The 21,264-nt window shown below is 67.2% G+C and carries 17 protein-coding genes and 2 pseudogenes; 13 read left to right on the top strand and 6 right to left on the bottom strand.

The annotated features are described in order from the left end of the window. The first annotated feature begins 8 nt into the window (after positions 1 to 8). The 5 genes from HCU76_RS34860 to HCU76_RS34840 all read left to right on the top strand — a co-directional run bounded on the left by HCU76_RS34860 (position 9) and on the right by HCU76_RS34840 (position 6,204). Positions 9 to 908 (top strand): 5'-nucleotidase, encoded by a 900-nt coding sequence (locus HCU76_RS34860; protein WP_218511860.1) that lies wholly within the window; start codon positions 9 to 11, stop codon positions 906 to 908. A gap of 134 nt (positions 909 to 1,042) precedes the next feature. Further along, positions 1,043 to 2,377 (top strand): argininosuccinate synthase, encoded by a 1,335-nt coding sequence (gene argG, locus HCU76_RS34855; RefSeq protein WP_218511859.1) that lies wholly within the window; start codon positions 1,043 to 1,045, stop codon positions 2,375 to 2,377. Between the two features lie 135 nt (positions 2,378 to 2,512). Beyond that, on the top strand, positions 2,513 to 3,787 hold the full coding sequence (locus tag HCU76_RS34850) for a glutamate carboxypeptidase (protein WP_218511858.1): 1,275 nt from the start codon (positions 2,513 to 2,515) through the stop codon (positions 3,785 to 3,787). Between the two features lie 202 nt (positions 3,788 to 3,989). After that, positions 3,990 to 5,792: an ABC transporter ATP-binding protein/permease gene (locus HCU76_RS34845; RefSeq protein ID WP_218511857.1), complete on the top strand. Its 1,803-nt coding sequence runs from the start codon at positions 3,990 to 3,992 to the stop codon at positions 5,790 to 5,792. A 70-nt stretch (positions 5,793 to 5,862) separates the two neighbouring features. Further along, positions 5,863 to 6,204: an antibiotic biosynthesis monooxygenase gene (locus HCU76_RS34840; protein WP_218511856.1), complete on the top strand. Its 342-nt coding sequence runs from the start codon at positions 5,863 to 5,865 to the stop codon at positions 6,202 to 6,204. Here the strand turns inward: HCU76_RS34840 and queC are convergent. Then, positions 6,165 to 6,884, bottom strand: coding sequence for a 7-cyano-7-deazaguanine synthase QueC (queC, locus tag HCU76_RS34835; RefSeq protein ID WP_218511855.1), 720 nt, complete (start codon positions 6,882 to 6,884; stop codon positions 6,165 to 6,167). The genes HCU76_RS34840 and queC overlap by 40 nt on opposite strands. A 92-nt stretch (positions 6,885 to 6,976) precedes the next feature. Here queC and HCU76_RS34830 point away from each other — a divergent pair, with 92 nt between their 5' ends. Beyond that, entirely contained in the window at positions 6,977 to 8,185 is a 1,209-nt protein-coding gene (locus tag HCU76_RS34830) for an AGE family epimerase/isomerase (RefSeq protein WP_218511854.1), read from the top strand. A gap of 1 nt (position 8,186) precedes the next feature. On the opposite strand, the gene HCU76_RS37420 is transcribed toward HCU76_RS34830, so the two are convergent. Both HCU76_RS37420 and HCU76_RS34820 read right to left on the bottom strand, forming a co-directional pair. After that, complete coding sequence (locus HCU76_RS37420) at positions 8,187 to 8,588, bottom strand: PIN domain-containing protein (RefSeq protein ID WP_371319952.1); 402 nt, start codon at positions 8,586 to 8,588, stop codon at positions 8,187 to 8,189. 32 nt (positions 8,589 to 8,620) lie between these two features. Continuing rightward, complete coding sequence (locus tag HCU76_RS34820) at positions 8,621 to 8,848, bottom strand: hypothetical protein (protein WP_213953044.1); 228 nt, start codon at positions 8,846 to 8,848, stop codon at positions 8,621 to 8,623. 54 nt (positions 8,849 to 8,902) lie between these two features. Here HCU76_RS34820 and HCU76_RS37415 point away from each other — a divergent pair. Together HCU76_RS37415 and HCU76_RS37410 are read left to right on the top strand one after the other, a co-directional pair. Further along, positions 8,903 to 9,553: pseudogene (locus HCU76_RS37415) on the top strand (DUF1254 domain-containing protein); the annotation flags it as partial. Between the two features lie 556 nt (positions 9,554 to 10,109). Continuing rightward, on the top strand, positions 10,110 to 10,388 hold the full coding sequence (locus HCU76_RS37410) for a DUF1214 domain-containing protein (protein ID WP_371319951.1): 279 nt from the start codon (positions 10,110 to 10,112) through the stop codon (positions 10,386 to 10,388). A 131-nt stretch (positions 10,389 to 10,519) separates the two neighbouring features. Here the strand turns inward: HCU76_RS37410 and HCU76_RS34810 are convergent, their stop codons facing one another. Both HCU76_RS34810 and HCU76_RS34805 read right to left on the bottom strand, forming a co-directional pair. Further along, positions 10,520 to 10,981 (bottom strand): DUF1854 domain-containing protein, encoded by a 462-nt coding sequence (locus tag HCU76_RS34810; RefSeq protein WP_213953042.1) that lies wholly within the window; start codon positions 10,979 to 10,981, stop codon positions 10,520 to 10,522. After that, on the bottom strand, positions 10,978 to 13,251 hold the full coding sequence (locus HCU76_RS34805) for an ABC transporter ATP-binding protein (RefSeq protein WP_213953041.1): 2,274 nt from the start codon (positions 13,249 to 13,251) through the stop codon (positions 10,978 to 10,980). The genes HCU76_RS34810 and HCU76_RS34805 overlap by 4 nt, the downstream gene beginning before the upstream one ends. A 126-nt stretch (positions 13,252 to 13,377) precedes the next feature. Here HCU76_RS34805 and cphA (HCU76_RS34800) point away from each other — a divergent pair, with 126 nt between their 5' ends. The 4 genes from cphA (HCU76_RS34800) (at position 13,378) to HCU76_RS34785 (ending at position 19,700) form a co-directional block, all read left to right on the top strand. Continuing rightward, the gene (gene cphA, locus HCU76_RS34800) at positions 13,378 to 15,618 is read left to right on the top strand and encodes a cyanophycin synthetase (protein ID WP_213953040.1); all 2,241 of its coding nucleotides are present in this window, start codon (positions 13,378 to 13,380) and stop codon (positions 15,616 to 15,618) included. A gap of 4 nt (positions 15,619 to 15,622) precedes the next feature. Beyond that, complete coding sequence (gene cphA / locus HCU76_RS34795; protein WP_213953039.1) at positions 15,623 to 18,190, top strand: cyanophycin synthetase; 2,568 nt, start codon at positions 15,623 to 15,625, stop codon at positions 18,188 to 18,190. A 357-nt stretch (positions 18,191 to 18,547) separates the two neighbouring features. Beyond that, positions 18,548 to 18,937, top strand: coding sequence for a hypothetical protein (locus HCU76_RS34790; RefSeq protein ID WP_218511851.1), 390 nt, complete (start codon positions 18,548 to 18,550; stop codon positions 18,935 to 18,937). Between the two features lie 193 nt (positions 18,938 to 19,130). Beyond that, entirely contained in the window at positions 19,131 to 19,700 is a 570-nt protein-coding gene (locus HCU76_RS34785) for a hypothetical protein (RefSeq protein ID WP_218511850.1), read from the top strand. A gap of 16 nt (positions 19,701 to 19,716) precedes the next feature. On the opposite strand, the gene HCU76_RS34780 is transcribed toward HCU76_RS34785, so the two are convergent. Beyond that, positions 19,717 to 20,925, bottom strand: a complete 1,209-nt coding sequence (locus HCU76_RS34780; RefSeq protein WP_218511849.1) for an OmpA family protein — start codon at positions 20,923 to 20,925, stop codon at positions 19,717 to 19,719. Between the two features lie 111 nt (positions 20,926 to 21,036). Between HCU76_RS34780 and HCU76_RS34775 the strand changes: the two are divergent. Beyond that, positions 21,037 to 21,264 (top strand): annotated as a pseudogene (locus tag HCU76_RS34775) (hypothetical protein); the annotation flags it as partial.

Raw genomic sequence — 21,264 nt, 5'->3', positions numbered from 1 at the left:
GACGCTCCGTGCCGGTGACCCTCGACGACAAACTCGTGGTGGCGATATCCTCGCGCGCCTTGTTCAACCTGGAGGAAGAGAACCGGCTCTTCGACGCGGGCGACCCCGACGCGTACATGCGCCTGCAGTTGGAGCGCGTCGATGTTCCGGCGGCGCCAGGGATTGCGTATTCAATGATCCGCAAACTGCTGCGGTTCAACGATGACGGCGTGCAACGCGTCGAGGTGGTAATTCTGTCGCGAAATGATCCCGTGTCTGGCATGCGCATCTTCAACTCCGGCGCAGCAGCAGAGTTGCGAGTCCAGCGCGGCGTGTTCACGCAGGGGCGGCCGCCCTTTCGCTATTTGCGGCCGCTCAATGCGGACATCTTCTTGTCCGCCAATGCCATGGATGTGCGCGAAGCCCTGGCAGCAGGCTTCCCGGCAGCACACGTCCGGGTCGACGGCGTATTGGCGAGCGCCCTGCACCCCGACGAAGTGCGGATCGCTTTTGACGGTGACGCGGTCTTGTTCTCGGACGAGGCAGAGCAAGTGTTCCAACGCGAAGGCCTGGATGCATTCCAAGCGCACGAAAGCAGCAAAGCGGCGGTACCGCTGGGGGCCGGTCCGTTCAAGCCTTTTCTAGTGGCGCTGCACAGGCTGCAGCGGACGTCGAGCACTGGTATGCGGATTCGCACGGCGCTTGTAACGGCGCGCGGTGCACCGGCTCATCGGCGGGCGATTCAGACCCTGATGAACTGGAACATCCGCGTCGACGAGGCGATGTTCCTGGGCGGCCTACCCAAGGGCGAGTTCTTGAGCGAGTTCGAGCCGGATTTCTTCTTCGACGACCAGATAGGGCACGTCGATGCGGCGGCGCGCCATGTGCCGTCGGGGCATGTGGCCAGCGGCATCAGCAACCCTCGCTGAATCGCCCTGCGCAGGCCGGTTTCGCCGCCCTGTCGGCCGCGCCCCAAAAAGCGCAGAAAATACGCGGTTCCCGTTTTTCCAATGCGCCGTGGTCGCACGGCCCTCAACGGCTCGCCAGAGCCCACCCATTGCCCATGTCCACCATCCTCCAACACCTTCCTCTCGGCCAGAAAGTCGGCATCGCGTTCTCCGGCGGCCTCGACACCAGCGCCGCGCTGCTCTGGATGAAACAAAAGGGCGCCGTGCCCTACGCCTACACCGCCAACCTCGGCCAGCCCGACGAGCCGGACTACGACGAGATCCCACGCAAGGCGATGGAGTACGGCGCGGAGAAGGCCCGCCTCATCGACTGCCGCAGCCAACTGGTGGCCGAGGGCATTGCCGCGCTGCAGGCCGGCGCCTTCCACATCTCGACCGCAGGCATCACCTACTTCAACACCACGCCGATCGGCCGCGCCGTGACCGGCACGATGCTGGTGGCGGCGATGAAGGAAGACGACGTCAACATCTGGGGCGACGGCAGCACCTACAAGGGCAACGACATCGAGCGGTTCTACCGCTACGGCCTGCTCACCAACCCCTCGCTGAAGATCTACAAGCCCTGGCTCGACCAGCTCTTCATCGACGAATTGGGCGGCCGCGCCGAGATGTCGGCGTTCATGACGCAGCACGGCTTCGGCTACAAGATGTCGGCCGAGAAGGCCTACTCCACCGACTCCAACATGCTCGGCGCGACGCATGAAGCCAAGGACCTGGAGCACCTGAACAGCGGCATCAAGATCGTCAACCCGATCATGGGCGTGGCCTTCTGGAAGGACGACGTGGTGGTCAAGGCCGAAGAGGTCACGGTGCGCTTCGAAGAGGGCATCCCGGTGGCGCTGAACGGCAAGACCTTCGCCAGTTCGGTCGATCTGTTGATGGAAGCCAACCGCATCGGCGGCCGCCACGGCCTGGGCATGAGCGACCAGATCGAGAACCGCATCATCGAGGCCAAGAGCCGCGGCATCTACGAGGCGCCCGGCCTCGCGCTGCTGCACATCGCCTATGAGCGGCTGGTGACCGGCATCCACAACGAGGACACCATCGAGCAGTACCGCATGAACGGCCTCAAGCTCGGCCGCCTGCTTTACCAGGGGCGCTGGTTCGACCCGCAGGCGATCATGCTGCGCGAGACGGCGCAGCGCTGGGTGGCCAGCGCGATCACCGGCGAGGTGACGGTCGAACTGCGCCGCGGCAACGACTACTCGCTGCTCAATACCGACTCGCCCAACCTCACCTACAAGCCCGAGCGTCTCAGCATGGAGAAGGTCGAAGGCGCGTTTTCGCCCCAGGACCGCATCGGCCAACTCACGATGCGCAACCTCGACATCGTGGACACGCGCCAGAAGCTCACGCTCTACACGGGCACCGGCCTCCTGTCGCACGACGGCGGCGCCTCGCTGCCCAAGCTGAGCAGCGACAAGTCCTGAGCCCGGGCACTCGGCGCGGGCGCCTCACGGACCTGCGTTCGACTGCCTGGCAGCGCCTTGCAGGCCGGGGCCAGCCTCCCCGCCGACGTGGTTAAGCTCACTGGTTTTCCCATAACAACCAGAGGAGCTTTCCCCGTGACCCCCCGTATCCCCGCCTTCCTTTCTTCCATCGCGTTGGCCTGCGGCCTGGCCATTGCAGTCAGCGCTGCGCAAGCCGCACCCGACGCCGCGTTGCTCGCCGCCGCCGAGAAGGCGCAACCCGCGCTGGTCGACAACCTCAAGGAAATGGTGCTCGTCGAATCGGGCAGCCTCAACTCCGACGGCCTGATGAAGATGGCCGACATCACCGAGGCTCGCCTGAAGGCGCTCGGCTTCAAGACGCAGCGCATCAAGACCGCCAGCGGCGCACCGGCGGAGATCGTCGTCGGCACGCTGAAGGGCACCGGCAAGCGCAAGGTGATGATGCAGGCGCACATGGACACGGTGTACCCCGACGGCATCCTCAAGACGCAGGGCTGGCGCGTCGACACCCCGGGCAACCGCATCTATGGCCCCGGCATCGCCGACGACAAGGGCGGCATCGCGCTGATCCTGGCCTCGCTGAAGATCCTCGGCGACGCGGGCTGGAAGGATTTCGACACGCTCACCGTGGTCTTCAACACCGACGAGGAGGTCGGCTCGGGCGCCTCCGGCGAACTCATCGCGACCACCGCCGAGCAGCAAGACTACGTGCTGTCCTTCGAGCCCACCCTTGCCAAGGCGTTCACCAAGGCCAAGGGCGAGCCGGTCCTGCTCGGCGCCGCCGGCACCGCGCAGGCCACGCTGGACGTGAAGGGCCGGGCCTCGCACGCGGGCGCCGCGCCGGAGTTGGGCCGCAACGCGCTGTACGAACTGTCCCATCAGATCCTGCAGACCAGAGACGTCGCCAAGGACATACCCGGCGTCGCGCTGAACTGGACCGTGGCCACCGCCACCGGCCCGATCAATCAGATCACGGAGAAGGCGCAGGCACTGGGCGACATCCGCATCACCCAACCCGGCGCCGAGAAGAAGCTTGAAGCCGCCCTCCAGGCCAAGATCGCGGGCAGCAAGCTGATTCCCGACACCGAGACCACCGTCAAGGTCCAGACCAACCGCCCGGCCTTCCTGGCTGGCGAGAAGGGCCTCGCCGTCGCGAAGAAGGCGCAGGACATCTACAAGGAAATCGACCGCGAAATGACCTTCGTGCCCATGACCGGCGGTGGCACCGACGCCGGCTTCGCGGGCCGCTCCGGCAAGCCCGCGGTGGTCGAGTCCTTCGGCATCGCCGGCTTCGGCTACCACGCGAAGGACGAATACATCGAGATCGACTCGATCGTGCCCCGCATCTACCTGACGACGCGCCTGCTGCAGGAACTGGGCAAGCAATGAGCCGCGCCCCGCGGCGGCAACCCGCGTTGCCGCCGCGCGAGCCTTGAAGTGCATGCCACCTCCACCGGCTGGCAGGACCGGAAACCGATCGAACCCTGCCGGCGATCCGCTGCTGCGCTTCAGCATCGCCTAAGCGAAGCCGCGCCGGCGCAGCTAGGATGGCCGCCCAGGCGCCAGCAGGCGCGCTTCACGATGGCGGTACATGACTTCCCAAGCTTCGCTTCCCGCACCCTCGTCCCGCTCGATGCTCGACACGCTGCGCCGCATCGGCCGGCTGGCGGCGCCCTACTTCCGATCGGAAGAGAAATGGAGGGCACGCGCGCTGTTCCTCGCGGTGATCGCGCTGAACCTGGGCACGGTCTACGTGACGGTGCTGATCAACGACTGGAGCCGGGTCTTCTACGACGCGCTACAGGCCAAGGACCAGCAGGTGTTCTGGCAGCAACTGTTGCGCTTCACCTACCTGGCGATGGGCGGCATCCTCGTCTCGGTGCTGAAGTACTACCTCACGCAACTGCTGCAACTGCGCTGGCGCGCCTGGATGACGCGCAGCTACATGACCCGCTGGCTCGCCAACCGCACCTTCTACCGGTTGGAACTCGCGCGCTACACGGCGGCGGCCGGCGCCGGCAACGGACTGGCGAGCGCCGACAACCCCGACCAGCGCATCCAGGAAGACATGCAGCTCTTCACCGACTACACGGTGACGCTGTCGATGGGCATCCTGAACTCGGTCGTGACGCTGGTCACCTTCATCGGCATCCTGTGGAGCCTGTCGGGCCCGATCTCGTTCGCGCTCGGCGGACATGACGTCACCATCCCCGGCCACATGGTCTGGGTGGCGGTGATCTATTGCGTGGTCGGCACGACCCTCACGCACTACATCGGGCGGCCGCTGATCGGCCTCAACTTCAACCAGCAGCGCTACGAGGCCGACTTCCGGCACCACCTGATCCGCGTGCGCGAGAACAGCGAGGCGATCGCGCTGGACCGCGGCGAGAAGGTCGAGCACGGCCAGCTCGACCTGCGCTTCGGCAGCGTGCTGCGCAACTACCTCTCTCTCATCAAGCAGCAGAAGAACCTGGTGGCCTTCACCTCGTCGTTCGCGCAGCTGTCGGTGGTGTTCCCGTTCTTCCTGGCGGCGCCGCGCTTCTTCAGCGGCGCGATCCAGTTCGGCGAGCTGATGCAGGTCTCGCGCACCTTCAACACAGTGCAGGACGCGCTCTCGTGGTTCGTCGACAACTACGACCGCGTGGCCGTCTGGCGTGCCACCGCCGATCGCCTGACCAGCTTCGATGACGCCATGGAGGCCCATGCGAAGACCCACGATTCGCTGGCGCGCGAGCCAGGTGCCTCGTCGCTGCACACCGACGACCTGAGCGTCGCGCTGCCCAACGGCACGCAGTTGCTCGCCAATGCGGCGCTCAGCGTGCAAGCCGGCGACAGCGTGTTGCTGCAAGGGCCGTCGGGCAGCGGCAAGTCGACCCTGTTCCGCGCCTTCGCCGGCATCTGGCCCTTTGCGAAAGGGCATATGAGCGTGCCCGACAACGCGATGTTCATTCCGCAGCGGCCCTATGTGCCGGACGGCACCTTGCGCGATGCACTGGCCTATCCCAGCCCCGCCTCGGACTTCAGCGACGAGGCGCTGCGCAAGGCGCTCGACGATGCCTTGTTGCCGCAGTTGGCGAGCCGGCTGGACGACAGCGACGCCTGGAGCCAGAAGCTGTCGGGCGGCGAACGGCAGCGCCTGGCAATTGCGCGGGTGCTGCTCAAGAAGCCGGCCTGGCTGTTCGCGGACGAGGCCACCAGCGCACTGGATCCGGAGGCCGAGAGCACCCTGTACGAAAGGCTGTCGGCGACGGTGCAGCAGGCCGGCGGCGCGATGGTCTCCATCGCCCACCGCGCCGCCGTCGGCGACCACCATCGCCAGCGCTGGACGCTGGCGCCGCAGGGGGACGGGGAAGCGCCTCGCTATCGCCTGGTCACGCAAGGAGCGCCTGCGTGAGCGCGGCGCCGGGCCGCCCCAGGCATTGCTGCCGACTGGCGGGACAGGCCGCAGGCTGAAAGACGCGCCCATGACCATCGCCAATACACCCGAGCCGCCCTACTACGCCGTCATCTTCACGTCGCTGCGCACCGAGGGCGACAACGGCTACCGCGCGATGGCGCAGCGCATGGGCGAGCTCGCCGCACAGCAGCCCGGCTACCTCGGCATCGAGTCGGCGCGCGAGGGGATCGGCATCACCGTGAGCTATTGGCGCGACCTCGAATCGATCCGCGCCTGGAAAGCCAATGCCGAGCACCTGCATGCCCAGCAGACCGGCCGCAGCACCTGGTACAGCGACTACAAGGCCCGCATCTGCAAGATCGAGCGCGACTACGGGCTGGACGACGTGTTCGCCTCGCGCTCCGAATAGCGCGCCCACCCGCGCTGGCGCAGGTCGCAGGCCGGGCAGGTGCCGCAGCCATAACCCCACGCGTGGCGATGCACGCGGTCGCCGAGGTAGCAGGTGTGGGTGTCCTCGACGATCAGGTCGATCAGCGCCTGCCCGCCGAGAGCGTGCGCCAGCTTCCAGGTGTCGGCCTTGTCGATCCACATCAGCGGCGTCTCGATCAGCAGGCGCCGTTCCAGCCCGAGCGACAACGCGATCTGCATGGCCTTCATCGTGTCGTCGCGGCAGTCGGGGTAGCCGGAGAAATCGGTTTCGCAGACACCCGTGACGATCACCTGCAGGCCGCGCCGGTAGGCCAGCGCGCCGGCCAGCGTCAGGAACAGCAGGTTGCGCCCCGGCACGAAGGTGTTCGGCAGGCCGTCCGCCTGCATCGCGAAGGCGACCTCGTCGGTGAGCGACGAGCCGCCGAGCTGCTGCAGCGCCGCCAGCGTGAGCACGTGGTCCTCGCCCATGCGCGGCGCCCATTGCGGAAAGCGCTCGCGCAGGTTCGCGAGCACCACGCGGCGCGCGTCCATCTCGATGTGGTGGCGCTGGCCGTAGTCGAAGCCGAGCGTCTCGACGCGCTCGTACTTCGACAGCGCCTGCGCCAGGCAAGTGGTGGAATCCTGGCCGCCGGAGAACAGGACGAGTGCGGTGGTGTGCATCTTGAAAAATTCCCCCGATGGAGCGTTGCAGGGCGAGCCCGCAAGTTTCGCCGAATCGCCGACACTGGGGTTCGACCCAACGTCAAGACGCCATGCCCGACTTCCGCTCACCCGATTTCCTGCTGGACCACATCCGCCACACGCTGGCCTTCTACGACGGGCGCGACGTGGACCCCACCGGTGGGTTCTTCCATTACTTCCGCGACGACGGCGTGGTGTTCGACACGCGCACGCGCCACCTGGTCAGCAGCACGCGATTCGTGTTCAACCATGCGATGGCGCTGCGGCAGTTCGGCGCCACGGAACGTCCGCGCGACCTGGACATCGTGCGCCATGGCCTGCGCTTCCTGCAGCACGCCCACGCGCAGCCGCAAGGCGGCCATGCCTGGATCATCGATTGGGACGGCCAACGCGCCAGCGTGAAGGACGGCACCCGGCATTGCTACGGGCTCGCCTTCGTGCTGCTGGCCCATGCGCATGCGCTGATGGCCGGCGCCAGCGAAGCGCGTGCCGGGCTGGACGCCACCTTCGCGCTGATGGAGCAGCGCTTCTGGGAGCCTGCTCACGGGCTCTATGCCGACGACGCCACGCCCGATTGGCGACTCAGCGACTACCGAGGGCAGAACGCCAACATGCACGGCTGCGAAGCCATGCTGGCGGCGCACGAAGCCACCGGCGACGAGGCATTCCTCGCGCGCGCCGTCACGCTCGCCGAAGGCATCGCCAAACGCCAGGCCGCGCGCGCCGGCGGGCTGGTGTGGGAGCACTACCGCAGCGACTGGTCGATCGACTGGGACTACAACCGGCACGACAACACCAACATCTTCCGCCCCTGGGGCTACCAGATCGGCCACCTCACCGAATGGACCAAGCTGCTGCTGCAGCTGGAGGCGCGCCTGCCCGAAGCACGGCGCCCCGCATGGTTGCTGCCGACCGCGCGCCACTTCTTCGACACCGCCATGCAACGCGGCTGGGATCACGCCCACGGCGGCCTGGTCTACGGCAGCGCACCCGACGGGCAGGTGTGCGACGGCGAAAAGTATTTCTGGGTGCAGGCCGAGAGCCTCGCCGCCGCCGCGCTGCTGGGCTTGCGCACGGGCGAGCCGGCGTACTGGGACTGGTACGACCGCATCTGGGCCTACAGCTGGGCCCACATGATCGACCACCAGCACGGCGCCTGGTACTTCAAGCGCGGCAACGACAACCGCGCGCTGTCAGATCACAAGAGCCCCGCGGGCAAGACCGACTACCACACGATGGGCGCTTGCTACGACGTGCTGCGCGCGCTCGGGTTGCGTTGATTCAAGAGGGCACGCTCAGATGCAGCTCGCGCTCTGCAACGCTGGCAAGCAGTTGCAAGATCGCCGTGTCGAAGGTCAGCAACTTCATGCCATGTCGAGCGGCGAGCGTCAGCAACCACGCATCCGTGATCTGGCGGTGGCCACGCACGCCGCCGGTGCAATGACCCAATACTTCTGCAAACCCGAAATCAAGGGGCAGAAACTGGTGATGCGGGTGAGCGGTATTTCGCAAAAGGAGTTCCGCGACCTCGCTGATTTCCACGAGTCGCCCTGCGAACGCCGGCTGGCAAATGACACGCAGGAACGCACCCTGCGTGAGCGCGCAAGTCGACCACCCCTGGCGAGCGTGCGATTTGAACCACCGAATCATCCGTTCGTGGTGTTCGTGCGCCGGCCACGCCAAGGCAATCAGGGCGTTCGCATCCAGCAAATAGCTCAAGGCGCTTCGTCCAGCAAGCTCTTGACCTGACGCTCGGTTGCCGTGGGGGTATCTGCCGGCAGATCGAATACCCAGGCCCCGCCCACCTTGCGCATGGGAAGACGCTCGCCGCTTCCGCGGCGGATCAATTCGGAGATCGCTTGCCCCAGTTTGAGCGCGCGCGCCTGAGCGTAGCTTTGCGCAAGGCCAAAGGCGTCATCTTCGAGCGTAACCGTGGTGCGCATAGTTTGATGCATTTTATTGAAAGTGATGCAGTCTATCGGATTTGATCGCACACGATGAAAACCCCGGCTACGGGAGGAATCGGGCCAAATCCCGCGAAGGTGGCGCGCGAGTGCAAGCCCGACTTAAGCTGCGCACCCTGCCAACCGAAAGGACAAACGATGCTTTCAAAATCCACAGGCGCCGTGGCTCTGGGAATCGGTCTTCTTGTCGGGCAGCCGGCCGCCGCGCAGACGCCGCCGCCGTCCCCTGCTGAAACTCGCGCCATCGCCAAGGAGGCCTACATCTATGCCTTCGCGATGACCGAGGGCTACAACACCATGTACAAGCAACTCTCCGACCCGGCGGGGCGCGAGTACGTGGGCGGCTTCGGCAGGTTCCGCCACTATTCGGAGGCGTTCACGCCCGAGAACCGGGACATCGTGACGCCCAACAACGACACCCCGTACTCGTGGGCCTGGCTGGACTTGCGCGCCGAGCCCTGGGTCGTGAGCGTTCCTGCAGTGCCCGGCAAGCGCTACTACGTCCAGCAATGGATCGACCTGTTCACGCACAACTTCGCCTACATCGGTTCGCGGGCGACGGGCAACCAGGCAGGCAACTACCTGTTCGCCGGCCCTCGCTGGAAGGGCGAGACGCCGCCCGGCATCGAGCAGGTCTTCCATGCCGAGACGGACATCGTCTTGTCGTTGACCCGCACCGCGCTCAATGGGCCGGACGATGTGGAAGCGGTGAAGGCCGTACAAGCCGGTATGAAACTGCAGCCGCTGAGCAGCTTCCGGAAGACCGCTGCACCACCGGCTGCGCCGGCGATCACCCTGCCGCCGTACGACGTCGCCAAGGCGCGCTCGCATGACTTCATCGGCTATCTCAACTTCCTGCTGCAGTTCACGCAACCGCCGCACCCCAGCGAGGTCGAACTGATGAAGCGCTTCGCGACCATCGGCATCGGGCGCGGCCTGCCCTTCGACGCGACCAAGCTGCCGCCTGCGACCCTGGCCGCCATCGACGACGGCGTGTCGGACGCGAAGGAGGCGCTGGCCGCGAAGTCGAAGGTCACGCTCTCGTCCAACGGCATCTTCGGCAGCCGGGCGGAACTGAAGAACGACTACCTGATCCGCGCCTCGCCGCGGAAAAGGGCTTGTACGGCAATTCGCTCGCCGAGGCCTGGTACGGCGGCTATCTCGGCGATGGCAGCAAGCTGTCGACGATTCATATCACTTCGCGCCGGGACAACTCCCGCCCGCCAGGTTCTTCTGGTCGATGACCCTCTACACGCTGCCCGACCGCTTTCTCTATGCCAATCCGCTCAAGCGCTATTCGATAGGCTACCGCACGCAGGGGCTGATAATGAAGCGCGATGCCGACGGCGGCGTCACGTTGTACCTCGGCCATGCATCGCCAGGCGCCGAGAAGGAGTCCAACTGGCTGCCGACGCCGGAGGGCAGGTACAGCGCCGTCGGGCGCATCTATGGCCCCAGCGAAGCGGCGATGAACGGGACGTGGAAGCTGCCGCCGCTGACGCCTGTTGCAGGGCAGTAGCCGCCGAAGGTGCGAATCCTTCTACTGCGGCCACCGAACTCGGGCCTGCGCTGCCCGCCGTACCGACGTACAGCTGAGCTGCTCGACCCGACCTCGGCGCCCTCGCTATGAAATCTTCACGCCTTCTGAATTCACAAGAAGCGCTCGAGCAGCTTCTTCGACGCCCGGTCCAGCGCCTTCACGTCGGCAATGCGGAACTGGACGCCCTGCGCGCTGCCGATGAGCAAGGCGCCGCCCTCGAGCCGGCGGATGTCTTCCTCGGCTTTCAGCACGAAGCTGGTTTCGCCGCGATCGGTGGAGATGAACCACGTGCTCGGCACGCCGAAGCTCGACACGCGGTGCAGCTTCTGCAAGGTAGGCGCGAAGTCGCGTGCGGCAAGCTCCTCCAGCAGCAAGGCGCGCGTGCCGGCCGGCAGGTCTTCGATGCGGTCGACCCACACCTGCTCCTTGCCGTCGCTGCCGACCAGCGAGATGCCGTGGTCCGGCGCCGTCAGTGGAAAGGCGCGCACCGGCACGATGCCGACGTGCCGCTCGCCGTCCACGTCGGTCAGCACGAGATGGCCGAATGCATCGCGTTCGATATGAATGTTCATGCGTGCCCCGCCGGATGCGCCGCGTGCGTGTGCAGCACGGCGGAAACCTCGCTGCGTTGCTCCTGCGCTTCTTCCTCGTCGTCAGCCTGCCGAAGTTGCGCCTGGTACAGCCGCCAGTAGGCGCCCTGCTTCTCCATCAACGCGTCGTGTGGCCCGACCTCGACGACCTCGCCGCGGTCCATCACCACCAGCCGATCGGCCTTGCGCAAGGTCGACAAGCGGTGCGCGATCGCGATGGTGGTGCGGCCCTTCACGAGGTTGTCGAGCGCCTTCTGGATTTCCTTCTCGGTCTCGGTGTCCACCGCCGACGTGGCTTCGTCGAGGATCAGGATGCGCGGGTCGATCAGCAAGGCCCGCGCAATGCTGATGCGCTGGCGCTCGCCGCCCGACAGGCCCTGCCCGCGCTCGCCCACCAACGAGTCGTAGCCATGCGCAAGACGCAGGATGAAATCATGCGCATGGGCCGCCCGCGCAGCGGCCACGATCTCCTCGCGCGTGGCATCCGGCTTGCCGTAGGCGATGTTCTGCGCGATGGTGCCGAAGAACAGGAAGGGCTCCTGCAGCACCAGCCCCACATGCCGCCGGTAGTCGGCCACGGCGAAGCGGCGGATGTCGGTGCCGTCGACCTTGATGGCGCCATCGGTCACGTCGTAGAAGCGGCAGATCAGGTTCACCAGCGTGCTCTTGCCCGAGCCGCTGTGGCCCACCAGCCCGATCATCTCGCCCGGTTCGATCACCAGGTCGAGGTCGCGGATGACCGCGCGCGAGCCGTAGCGGAAGCCCAGGCCCTTCATCTCGATCTGGCCCCTGATCTTGTCGACTTTCACCGGATTCGCCGGCTCCGGCACGTTGCTCACATGGTCGAGGATGTCGAAGATACGCTTGGCGCCGGCGGCCGCCTTCTGCGTGACCGAGACGATGCGGCTCATCGAATCCAGCCGCGTGTAGAAGCGCCCGATGTAGGCGATGAAGGCCGTCAACACACCCACAGTGATGCGCCCACGCGCCACCTGCCAGATGCCGAAGCCCCACACCACGAGAAGGCCGATCTCGGTGAGCAAGGACACGCTCGGCGTGAACAGCGACCAGGTCTTGTTGAGTTTGTCGTTGACCTGAAGGTTGTACTTGTTGGCCTCGCGAAAGCGATCCGCCTCGCGTTTTTCCTGCGCGAAGGCCTTGACCACGCGGATGCCGGGAATGGTGTCGGCCAGCACGTTGGTGACTTCGCTCCACACGCGGTCGATCTTCTCGAAGCCGGTGCGCAGGCGATCGCGCACGACGTGGATCATCCAGGCGATGAAAGGCAAGGGCACCAGCGTGACCACCGCCAGCAGCGGGTTGATCGACACCAGGATGATGGCCGTCATCGCGATCATCAGCACGTCGGTGAGGAAGTCCAGCGCATGCAACGAGAGGAAAACGTTGATGCGGTCGGTTTCGGAGCCGATGCGCGCCATCAGGTCGCCGGTGCGCTTGCCACCAAAGTAGTCAAGCGGCAGCGTCAGCAGGTGCTCGTAGGTGGTGGTGCGCAGGTCTGCCCCGATGCGCTCCGACACCAGCGCCAGCAGGTAGGTGCGCGCCCAGCCCAGCGCCCAGCCGGCCAGTGCCGACACCAGCAGCGCCCCCAGGAACATCACCACCTTGGCCACCGCGATCTGCTGCCCGTTCTGGAACGGGATCAGGATGTCGTCCATCAGCGGGATGGTGAGGTAGGGTGGCACCAGCGTGGCCGCGGTCGAGGCCAGCGTGAGCAGGAAGCCGGTGATGAGCTGTTTGCGGTAGGGCTTGGCAAAGCGGCCCAGGCGCAACAGGACCCAGGTCGAGGGCGGCTTCTGCGCTTCGGTCTCGCCGGCGGCGATGTCGTCGCGTTCGGCAGCCTCGGCGGCGGCGGCGCTCACTTGCGCGGCGCTGGCGGCGCGCTGCTCGAACAGCTTGAGCAGGCGCAGCGCGGCGGCCTGGTGCGCCAGCGTGTAGCGCCAGCGGCCCAGCAAGGCCGTGTCGTCGAGGAAGTCGAGCGTGCCGACGCCCGCATGGTCAATCAAATGGAGTACCTGGCCGGCAGGCGCCAAGGCCCACTCGCGCCAGCTACCATCGGGGTCGCGTGCGAGCAGGCGTGAATCGGTCAGCGCAAGCAGGCCGTTGCCGAAGCGGAGTTCGCCGTCGAGGTCAACCGTGAGCGTGGCCAGAACGTTTTCCGCGGCTGTGAGCCGACTTTTCAAGGCCGCTCCTGCTTCACCCTCCGGGGTGCCGACTGGATCGTGATGTTGCATTGTGGTTTCGTAACTCTGGCCCGCAGCAGGCCGCATCATGGCGCTCGATGGGCGCCGATTCTGACCCATCGCGGAGGGCACGCCTGAAGGCGGCCCCGCAATAGACCAAACACATCGAACGTTTTCATGACCCGTTTCGACGACATCCAGCTCCCTCGCATCCGCTATTTGCGCGGCCCCAATCTCTGGACCTACCGCCCCGTGCTCGAAGTGTGGCTCGATCTGGGCCGGCTGGAAGACTTTCCATCCAACCAGGTCGCGGGCTTCACCGACCGACTGACCGCCTTGCTGCCCGCCCTCATCGAGCACCATTGCGGCGTCGGCGAGCGCGGCGGATTCATCCAGCGTCTCGTCGAAGGCACGTGGGCGGGCCATGTGCTGGAGCACGTGGTGATCGAGCTGCTCAACCTGGCCGGCATGCCCACCGGCTTCGGCCAGACCCGCAGCACCTCGAAGACCGGCGTCTACCGCATGGTGTTCCGAGCACGCGACGAAGAAGTGGCCCGCGCCGCACTGGCCGAGGGTCATCGCCTGCTGATGGCGGCCATCAACAACGACCCGTTCACCGCCGCCGACGTGCAAGCCTGCGTCGACGTGGTCAAGGGCAAGGTCGAGGACTGCTACCTCGGCCCGAGCACCGCCTGCATCGTCGGCGCGGCCACGGACCGCGGCATCCCGCACATCCGGCTCAACGACGGCAACCTGGTGCAGCTGGGCTACGGCTCGGCGCAGCAGCGCATCTGGACCGCCGAGACCGACTACACCAGCGCCATCGGCGAATCGATCGCCAGCGACAAGGAACTGACCAAGTCTTTGCTCGCGGGCTGCGGCGTACCGGTGCCCGAAGGCCAGGTCGTGGCCGACGCGGCGGAAGCCTGGGAGGCGGCGGAAGACATCGGGCTGCCGGTGGTCGTGAAGCCGTCCGACGCCAACCATGGCCGCGGCGTCTCGCTCGAACTGACGACACGCGAGGAAGTCGAGGCTGCCTTCGCGGTGGCCGAGCCGGAGGGCAGCGACGTGATGGTCGAGCGCTTCATCCGCGGCTCGGAGCACCGGCTGCTGGTGGTCGGCGGCCAGGTCGTGGCGGCGGCGCGCGGCGAGATCATCACGGTGACGGGCGATGGCCAGGCCAACGTGGCGGCGCTGATCGACAGCCAGCTCAACAGTGACCCACGGCGCGGCGTGGAAGAGGAATACCCGCTCGACTTCATCGACGTCAACACCGACTCCAAGCTGCTGCTCGAACTGCAGCGGCAGAAGCTCGACGTGAAGTCGGTGCCCCAGGCCGGGCAGGTCGTCGTCATCCAGCGCAACGGCAACCTCGGCGTCGATTGCACCGACCAGGTTCATCCGGAGGTGGCGCATGCGGCCTCGCTGGCGGCACGCGTGGTCGGCCTCGACATCGCGGGCATCGACCTGGTCGCGCAGGACATCTCGCGCCCGCTCGGGCCGCAGGGCGGCGCCATCGTCGAGGTCAATGCCGGGCCCGGGCTGCTGATGCACCTGAAGCCGGCCGTCGGCTCGCCGCGACCGGTCGGCCGCGCCATCTGCGACCACCTGTTCCCGGACGATGCGCCTGGCCGTATCCCGGTCGTCGGCGTCACCGGCTCGCAGGACACGGCCGTGCTGGCGCGCCTGGTCGCGTGGCTGATCGATCTCGGCGGACGCCACACCGGCCTCGCCTGCCGCGACGGCCTGTTTCTCGCGCGGCGCCGCGTCGATGCGCGCGACAGCGCCAACTGGGAAGCCGGGCACCGCCTGCTGGTGAACCGCGCGGTGCAGGCCGTGGTGATCGAAAGCGGCGCCGGGACAATCCTGCGCGACGGCCTGGCCTATGACCGCTGCCAGGTCGGCATCGTGACCGACCTCGAAGGCGCGGAGAGCCTGGCCGAATACGACATCACCGAGAGCGACCAGATGGTCAAGGTGCTGCGCACCCAGGTCGACGTGGTGCTGCCCGAGGGCACGGCAGTGCTCAACGCGGCCGATCCGCGCGTGGCCGGGCTGGCGCCGCTGTGCGACGGCGCCGTCATCCTCTACGCCAGCGACGCAGGCGCCGAGCCGCTCGCCGCGCACCGCGATGCGGGCGGCAAGTCCGTAATCGTGCGGCAGGACCGCGTGGTGCTGGCCAATGGCAGCAGCGAATCCTTCCTGCCCGGCCTGGGCCGCCTGACCCTCTGGCGCGCCAGCCACGTCGGCGTGAGCATCGACAGCCTGCTGGCCGCGGTGGCGGCCGCCTGGGCGCTGGGCATTCCGCTCAACCTGATCGGCGCCGGTGTCGAAGCCTTCGAATCCGACCTGCAGGCCGCGCTCGCATCGCTGCAACTGTCCCAGTCCGCTCCCTTTCAAGAAAAACAACACGCCTGACCCCATGGAAGTCACACGCACTCGCGCCCTGCGCGGCCCGAACCTCTGGAGCCGCCACACCGCCATCGAAGCCATCGTGGCCTGCCCCGGCGACGAAAACGCGATCGAGAAACTCCCCGGCTTCGAAGCCCGCCTGCGCGCCCTGTTCCCGGACATCGGCGAATTGCATCCGATCGTGCACGGCCATCCGCTGGCCCTGGCCCACGTGCTGGAGAACGCCGCCATCGCCTTGCAGACGCAGGCCGGCTGCCAAGTGAGCTTCGGCCACACCGCGCCGACCACCGAAGCCGGCGTCTACCAGGTCACCGTGCAGTACTCGGAAGAAGCCGTGGGCCGGCTCGCCTTCAGGCAGGCCGAGCAACTGATCCAGGCCGCGCTCGACGACACCGCCTTCGACGCCAGGGCCGCCGTGGCCGAGCTGCGCGACCTCGACGAATCGGAACGCCTCGGCCCCAGCACCGGCTCCATCGTGGATGCGGCCGTGGCGCGCGGCATTCCGTACCGGCGCCTCACCAGCGGCAGCCTGGTGCAGTTCGGCTGGGGCGCCAAGCAGCGGCGCATCCAGGCGGCCGAGATCGACAGCACCAGCGGGGTGGCCGAATCGATCGCGCAGGACAAGGAGCTCACCAAGCAACTGCTCAACGCGGCCGGCGTGCCGGTGCCGCTGGGCCGCCCCGTGGCCGACCCGGACGACGCCTGGGCCGCCGCGCAGGACGTGGGCCTGCCGGTGGTGGTCAAGCCGCAGGACGGCAACCAGGGCAAGGGCGTCACGGTCAACATCACCTCGCGCGAACAGCTCGATGCGGCCTTCGCGTCGGCGGCCGAGTACGGCGAGGTGATGGTCGAGAAATTCCTGCCCGGCTTCGACTTCCGCCTGCTCGTGGTGGGCGACAAGCTCGTGGCCGCCGCGCGCCGCGATCCGCCCCAGGTGATCGGCGATGGCACGTCCACGGTGCGCCAGCTCGTCGCGACGGTGAACCTCGACCCGCGCCGCGGTGAAGGCCATGCCACCTCGCTCACCAAGATCCGGCTCGACGACATCGCGGTCGGCCGCCTGGAGGCGCAGGGCCTGACGCCCGACAGCGTGCCCACCCGCGGCCAGCGCGTGGTGCTGCGCAACAACGCGAACCTCTCGACCGGCGGCAGCGCCACCGATGTCACCGACACCGTGCACCCCGAGATCGCCGCACGCGCGGTCGATGCGGCGCAGATGGTGGGCTTGCACATCTGCGGCGTCGACATGGTCTGCGAGAACGTGCTGAGCCCGCTGGAGGAGCAGCACGGCGGCGTGGTCGAGGTGAATGCCGCACCGGGCCTGCGCATGCACATCTCGCCCTCGTTCGGCCGTGGCCGGGCGGTCGGCGAGGCGGTCATCAACACCATGTTCGCGCCGGGCGACGACGGCCGCATCCCGGTCATCGCCGTGACCGGCACCAACGGCAAGACCACCACGGCACGCCTCGTCAACCACCTGCTCGCCTCCAGCGGACTGCGCACCGGCATGACCAACACCGACGGCGTCTACGTCGACGGCCGGCAGACCGACAGCGGCGACTGCAGCGGCCCCAAGAGCGCGCGCAACGTGCTGCTGCACCCGGACGTGGATGCGGCCGTGTTCGAAGTCGCGCGCGGCGGCGTGCTGCGCGAAGGCCTCGGCTTCGACCGCTGCCAGGTGGCCGTGGTGACCAACGTCGGCAGCGGCGACCACCTCGGGCTCAACTACATCACCACGGTGGAAGACCTGGCCGTGCTCAAGCGCGTGATCGTGCGCAACGTGGCGCCCAAGGGCTACGCGGTGCTGAACGCGGCCGATCCCAACGTGGCCGCGATGGCGGGCGGTTGCCCCGGCAGCATCGTGTTCTTCACGGCCGACCGGCAGCATCCGGTGATGGCCACGCACCGGGCCCAGGGCAAGCGCACCATCTACGTCGACAACGACACGCTGGTGGCCGCCGAGGGCTCGTGGCGCGAACGCGTGCCGCTGCGCGACGTGCCGATCACCCGCAGCGGCACGCTGATGTTCCAGGTCGAGAACGTGATGGCGGCGGTGGGCGCGGCATGGTCCATCGGCATGGACTGGGACACCATCCGCGGCGGCCTGGCCAGCTTCAAGAACGACGCGGCCGGCGTGCCCGGGCGCTTCAACGTCATGGAGTTCCGCGGTGCGACCGTGATCGCCGACTACGGCCACAACACCGACGCCATGAAGGCGCTGGTGTCCGCCGTCGACACCATGCCGGCGAAGAAGCGCTCGGTGGTCATCAGCGGCGCGGGCGACCGGCGCGACAGCGACATCCGCGACCAGACCGCCATCCTCGGCGAAGCCTTCGACGACGTGATCCTCTACCAGGACGCAGCCCAGCGCGGCCGTGCCGACGGCGAGGTGATGGCGCTGCTGCGGCAGGGCCTGGCCGGCGCGGGCCGCACGCGCCACATCGAGGAAATCCGCGGGGAGTTCATCGCCATCGACCTGGCGCTGGAACGCCTGCAGCCGGGCGATTTGTCGTTGATCCTGGTCGACCAGGTGGAGGAAGCGCTGGCGCACCTGGCCAAGCGCATCGCCGCCGGTTAGAAGGTATGAATCTTTCTACTGCGAACGCCGATCTCGGGTCTGCGGTGTTGGCTCCGGCATGACAAGCGCTTCGCGCAGTTGTCAGCCTCGCCGCAACTTCGTTGTCACCGCACGGGAGTGCGGTTCCGCTCCGCGACCCGGCCTCCCGGCAGGCGCCCTCGCTACGAAATCTTCATACCTTCTGCGCCAGTGCGGTGTTGACCCATTAAGTAGGCCCTTGAAGGATTTGTCCGACGGGATTTGCCGAGCGCTTGCCGTTTCCTGAGCGCCTCGTCCGACGTGGTTTCAGTCATGCGCAGGCCATGCTTGTATACCGGCTCGACCTTCTGGTCGGGCCCATCCAACAGGAGTGCTTCCATGTCTTCAACCGCTTTCCGCACCCGCTTTCTGGCGCTGGCAATCACCACGACGCTGGCCAGCGCCGCCGCCGTAGCCGCACCACCGGCACGAGGCCCGGGCTCTGACGCCCGTTATCAAAACGAACTGACCGTTTGCAACACGATCCAGCAAGACCATGCCGCCTGCATACGCGAAGCCGGCGCGGCGCGCGAGGAAGCGCGTCGCAACGGCCTGACGAGCGCTGCACCGGCCTCGTATCAGCAGAACGCATTGGCCCGCTGCCAGTTGCAACCGCCGGCTGAGCGGCTCGCCTGCGAGCAACGCGTGACGGGCACGGGCGTGAGCAGCATCGAGGGCAGCGTGCTGGGCGGCGGGGTGATCCGCGAGACGGTCACGCCGGTCAATTGAGCCCATCCGGCAGCCGCCGGGATTGCGGCTTTTCCAGGCCTGTCAAGCTCACTCACAGAGGCTGGGGCCATCGAGGGGAAAACGAATGCCACGGCTCGAGTCCGCGCAATAATCGACGGCCCAGGGAGTTAGTACGCGCATCGCGGCCGGCTCCTTCGTGGCCAGCCGACGCGGCGCCCGCATACCGTCGTCCATGCAGCATTTCAGGAAACTCCGGATCACCGGCCCCGGCGCGCAGCCCTATGCGCTGGACCAGCCGATGTTCGTCTATGACCGGAACATGCTGCTGGCCACGCTGGAGCCCGTTCCGCTGCTCAAGAGCGGCACCGAGATCCACGTCGAGTCCTTCAATCCGACACACCTGGTGCGCCAGGACTACCGGCACGTGGGCCGGCTGATCTTCCTGGAGATCTGCGCCTTCGTGTCCGAGCGCTTCCCTCAGATCCAGGCCATCAACTTCGCCTTCTCGCGCCGCGTCGACATTCTTGGCGGCGGCGAGCAGCAAGCCATGGAGCGCGCCGAGGCGATGGACCGCATCGGCGCCATCAACGTACGCATCCGACCCAAGCCGAACGCACTGCCGGGGCATTTCGTGGTGTCGGGCGTGTGGGCGTACAGCGAACAGAACGTGGCCGCGCTGAAACAGGTGCTGGAGGAGGAGCGCGCGCTCTACCGGAAGCGGCCGATCGGCTCCCGCACGCCGGATCGTTCGAAGGTGCTGGGCGCCATCCGGCAGTGGGTGACGGGTCGCGCCGCCGCCTAGCCGCGCGATCGCGGACTCATGCCCGGCAGTCCCTGATCTTGAATTCCACCCGCCGGTCCGGTGCGTCGACCAGGTCGTCGGTCCCGCTGCCAACGATGTTTTCCTTGTAGCCCATGCCCTGCGGTCGGGTCCGGCTGCCGACTTCCGGCGATTCGGAGGTCAGGCGCTGCTTGATGTAGGTGGCGCGCTTGAGCGACAGGGCGTCATTCGTCTGCTCGGAGCCGGTCTTGCTGGTGTGGCCGACGATGTTCATGCAGACCTTGGCGGCGCCGCTTTCCCGGGCGATCTGCCGCAACCACATGCCGTAGGCGCTGCTGATGTTGGGGTCGGACCAGAACTCGGTGCTCCCGGGATTGAACAGGAACTTCACGCCCAGTTGGTTGTAGGCGATGCCGAATGCCACCACGCGCCCGAAGGCCGCCTCTGCCTCCTGCATCTGGCCCAGCTTGATGTAGCTGAGGTAGATGCCGTTGAGCACCCGGATCTGCTCCCCCGCCGGGGTGGCCAGCGCACTTCGATACTGGCCCAGCGCCTCCTGGTATTGCGCGGCGTTGTAGAGGTTGGTGGCATCGTTGATGACGGTCGCCGTGGAAATGCGGTCGAGGTAGGTGCGGTCGGCCTTCTGGCCCGGCGTCAGGGCGCTGGTGCGCACATAGCCGTCGATGACCGGGTCCTTGATGACCACGGGGCTGTCCCTGTAGTAGGGCAATGGCTTCATGTCGACCGTGTCCTGGCGCGCCAGCGCCGAAGACTGGGCCACCACCGTGCCGCCCTTGATGTCGACCAGCGCGAGGTTGAGGCGATAGGCCGCCTGCACGCGCACCAGCGTGCCCGTCAGCAGGTACTCGGCCTTGGCCAGGTTGGCGGCGCGGAACGGCAGCACCTCGATCTGCTCGAAGTTCTTCGTCATGCGCTCGGTGACTGCGCGGTCGAGTTGCTGCGTCGCGGCGGTCTGCTGGCCGCTGCCGGCATCGAGCGTGGGGTCGAGCACGACGGCGTGCTTGTTCACCTTGGCCTCCACCTTGGCCAGCATGGCGGGCATCCCGGCGATCCTGCGGGTCTGCTGCACCAGCCCGTCGGTGGCTACGGCGATGGCCTCTTCGAATGGCAGCGCGTTGTTGCTGACGGTGGCGGTCGGCGTTCCGCAGCCCTGCAGTAGCAAGAACGCCGCTGCCGCGCCCAGCCAGAGCCCGGTCATCATGGAAAAGTTGCTGGTGCGTGTCATTTGCATTCCCTCTTCAAGAAAGCGACTTCCTCCGGGCTGAGCGATTCCATCGACGCTTTCAGAACAATATCACCGCACCTTGCCGGCCTGCGTCCCACGTTGTGTGGAGTTGTGGGAGGGGTTTCGGACGGCGTCTCGGGCCGGGATTCGGCGATGGGGCGGCTGCTGGCCACGGGTCTGGCTCGCTCGACCGCGGATGCCGGCGGCTTGGCCGGGCGCGGGCGTATCGCGGGGGCCGGCGCCTGGCTCGCGACGGGCGGTTCGACCACCGGCGATTGCGCAGGCGGTGCTGCCGGCGCTGGCGCCGGGGTCGACGGGCGCTCGGCCATCGGCGGCGGT

It is taken from the genome of Variovorax sp. dw_308 (assembly GCF_019207085.1).
GTDB lineage: Bacteria > Pseudomonadota > Gammaproteobacteria > Burkholderiales > Burkholderiaceae_C > Variovorax.
The sequence above is the reverse complement of the archived record's forward strand: the minus strand, read 5'-3'. Positions and strand labels throughout refer to the sequence as shown.

What these genes read in the sequence shown, in the direction of transcription:
- argG (WP_218511859.1), top strand. Translation starts at nt 1,043, where the DNA reads ATGTCCACCATCCTCCAACACCTTCCTCTCGGCCAGAAAGTCGGCATC.
- HCU76_RS34845 (WP_218511857.1), top strand. Translation starts at nt 3,990, where the DNA reads ATGACTTCCCAAGCTTCGCTTCCCGCACCCTCGTCCCGCTCGATGCTC.
- HCU76_RS34840 (WP_218511856.1), top strand. Translation starts at nt 5,863, where the DNA reads ATGACCATCGCCAATACACCCGAGCCGCCCTACTACGCCGTCATCTTC.
- queC (WP_218511855.1), bottom strand. Translation starts at nt 6,884, where the DNA reads ATGCACACCACCGCACTCGTCCTGTTCTCCGGCGGCCAGGATTCCACC.
- HCU76_RS34830 (WP_218511854.1), top strand. Translation starts at nt 6,977, where the DNA reads ATGCCCGACTTCCGCTCACCCGATTTCCTGCTGGACCACATCCGCCAC.
- HCU76_RS34820 (WP_213953044.1), bottom strand. Translation starts at nt 8,848, where the DNA reads ATGCGCACCACGGTTACGCTCGAAGATGACGCCTTTGGCCTTGCGCAA.
- HCU76_RS37410 (WP_371319951.1), top strand. Translation starts at nt 10,110, where the DNA reads ATGACCCTCTACACGCTGCCCGACCGCTTTCTCTATGCCAATCCGCTC.
- HCU76_RS34810 (WP_213953042.1), bottom strand. Translation starts at nt 10,981, where the DNA reads ATGAACATTCATATCGAACGCGATGCATTCGGCCATCTCGTGCTGACC.
- HCU76_RS34805 (WP_213953041.1), bottom strand. Translation starts at nt 13,251, where the DNA reads ATGCAACATCACGATCCAGTCGGCACCCCGGAGGGTGAAGCAGGAGCG.
- cphA (WP_213953040.1), top strand. Translation starts at nt 13,378, where the DNA reads ATGACCCGTTTCGACGACATCCAGCTCCCTCGCATCCGCTATTTGCGC.
- cphA (WP_213953039.1), top strand. Translation starts at nt 15,623, where the DNA reads ATGGAAGTCACACGCACTCGCGCCCTGCGCGGCCCGAACCTCTGGAGC.
- HCU76_RS34790 (WP_218511851.1), top strand. Translation starts at nt 18,548, where the DNA reads ATGTCTTCAACCGCTTTCCGCACCCGCTTTCTGGCGCTGGCAATCACC.
- HCU76_RS34785 (WP_218511850.1), top strand. Translation starts at nt 19,131, where the DNA reads ATGCAGCATTTCAGGAAACTCCGGATCACCGGCCCCGGCGCGCAGCCC.
- HCU76_RS34780 (WP_218511849.1), bottom strand. Translation starts at nt 20,925, where the DNA reads ATGACACGCACCAGCAACTTTTCCATGATGACCGGGCTCTGGCTGGGC.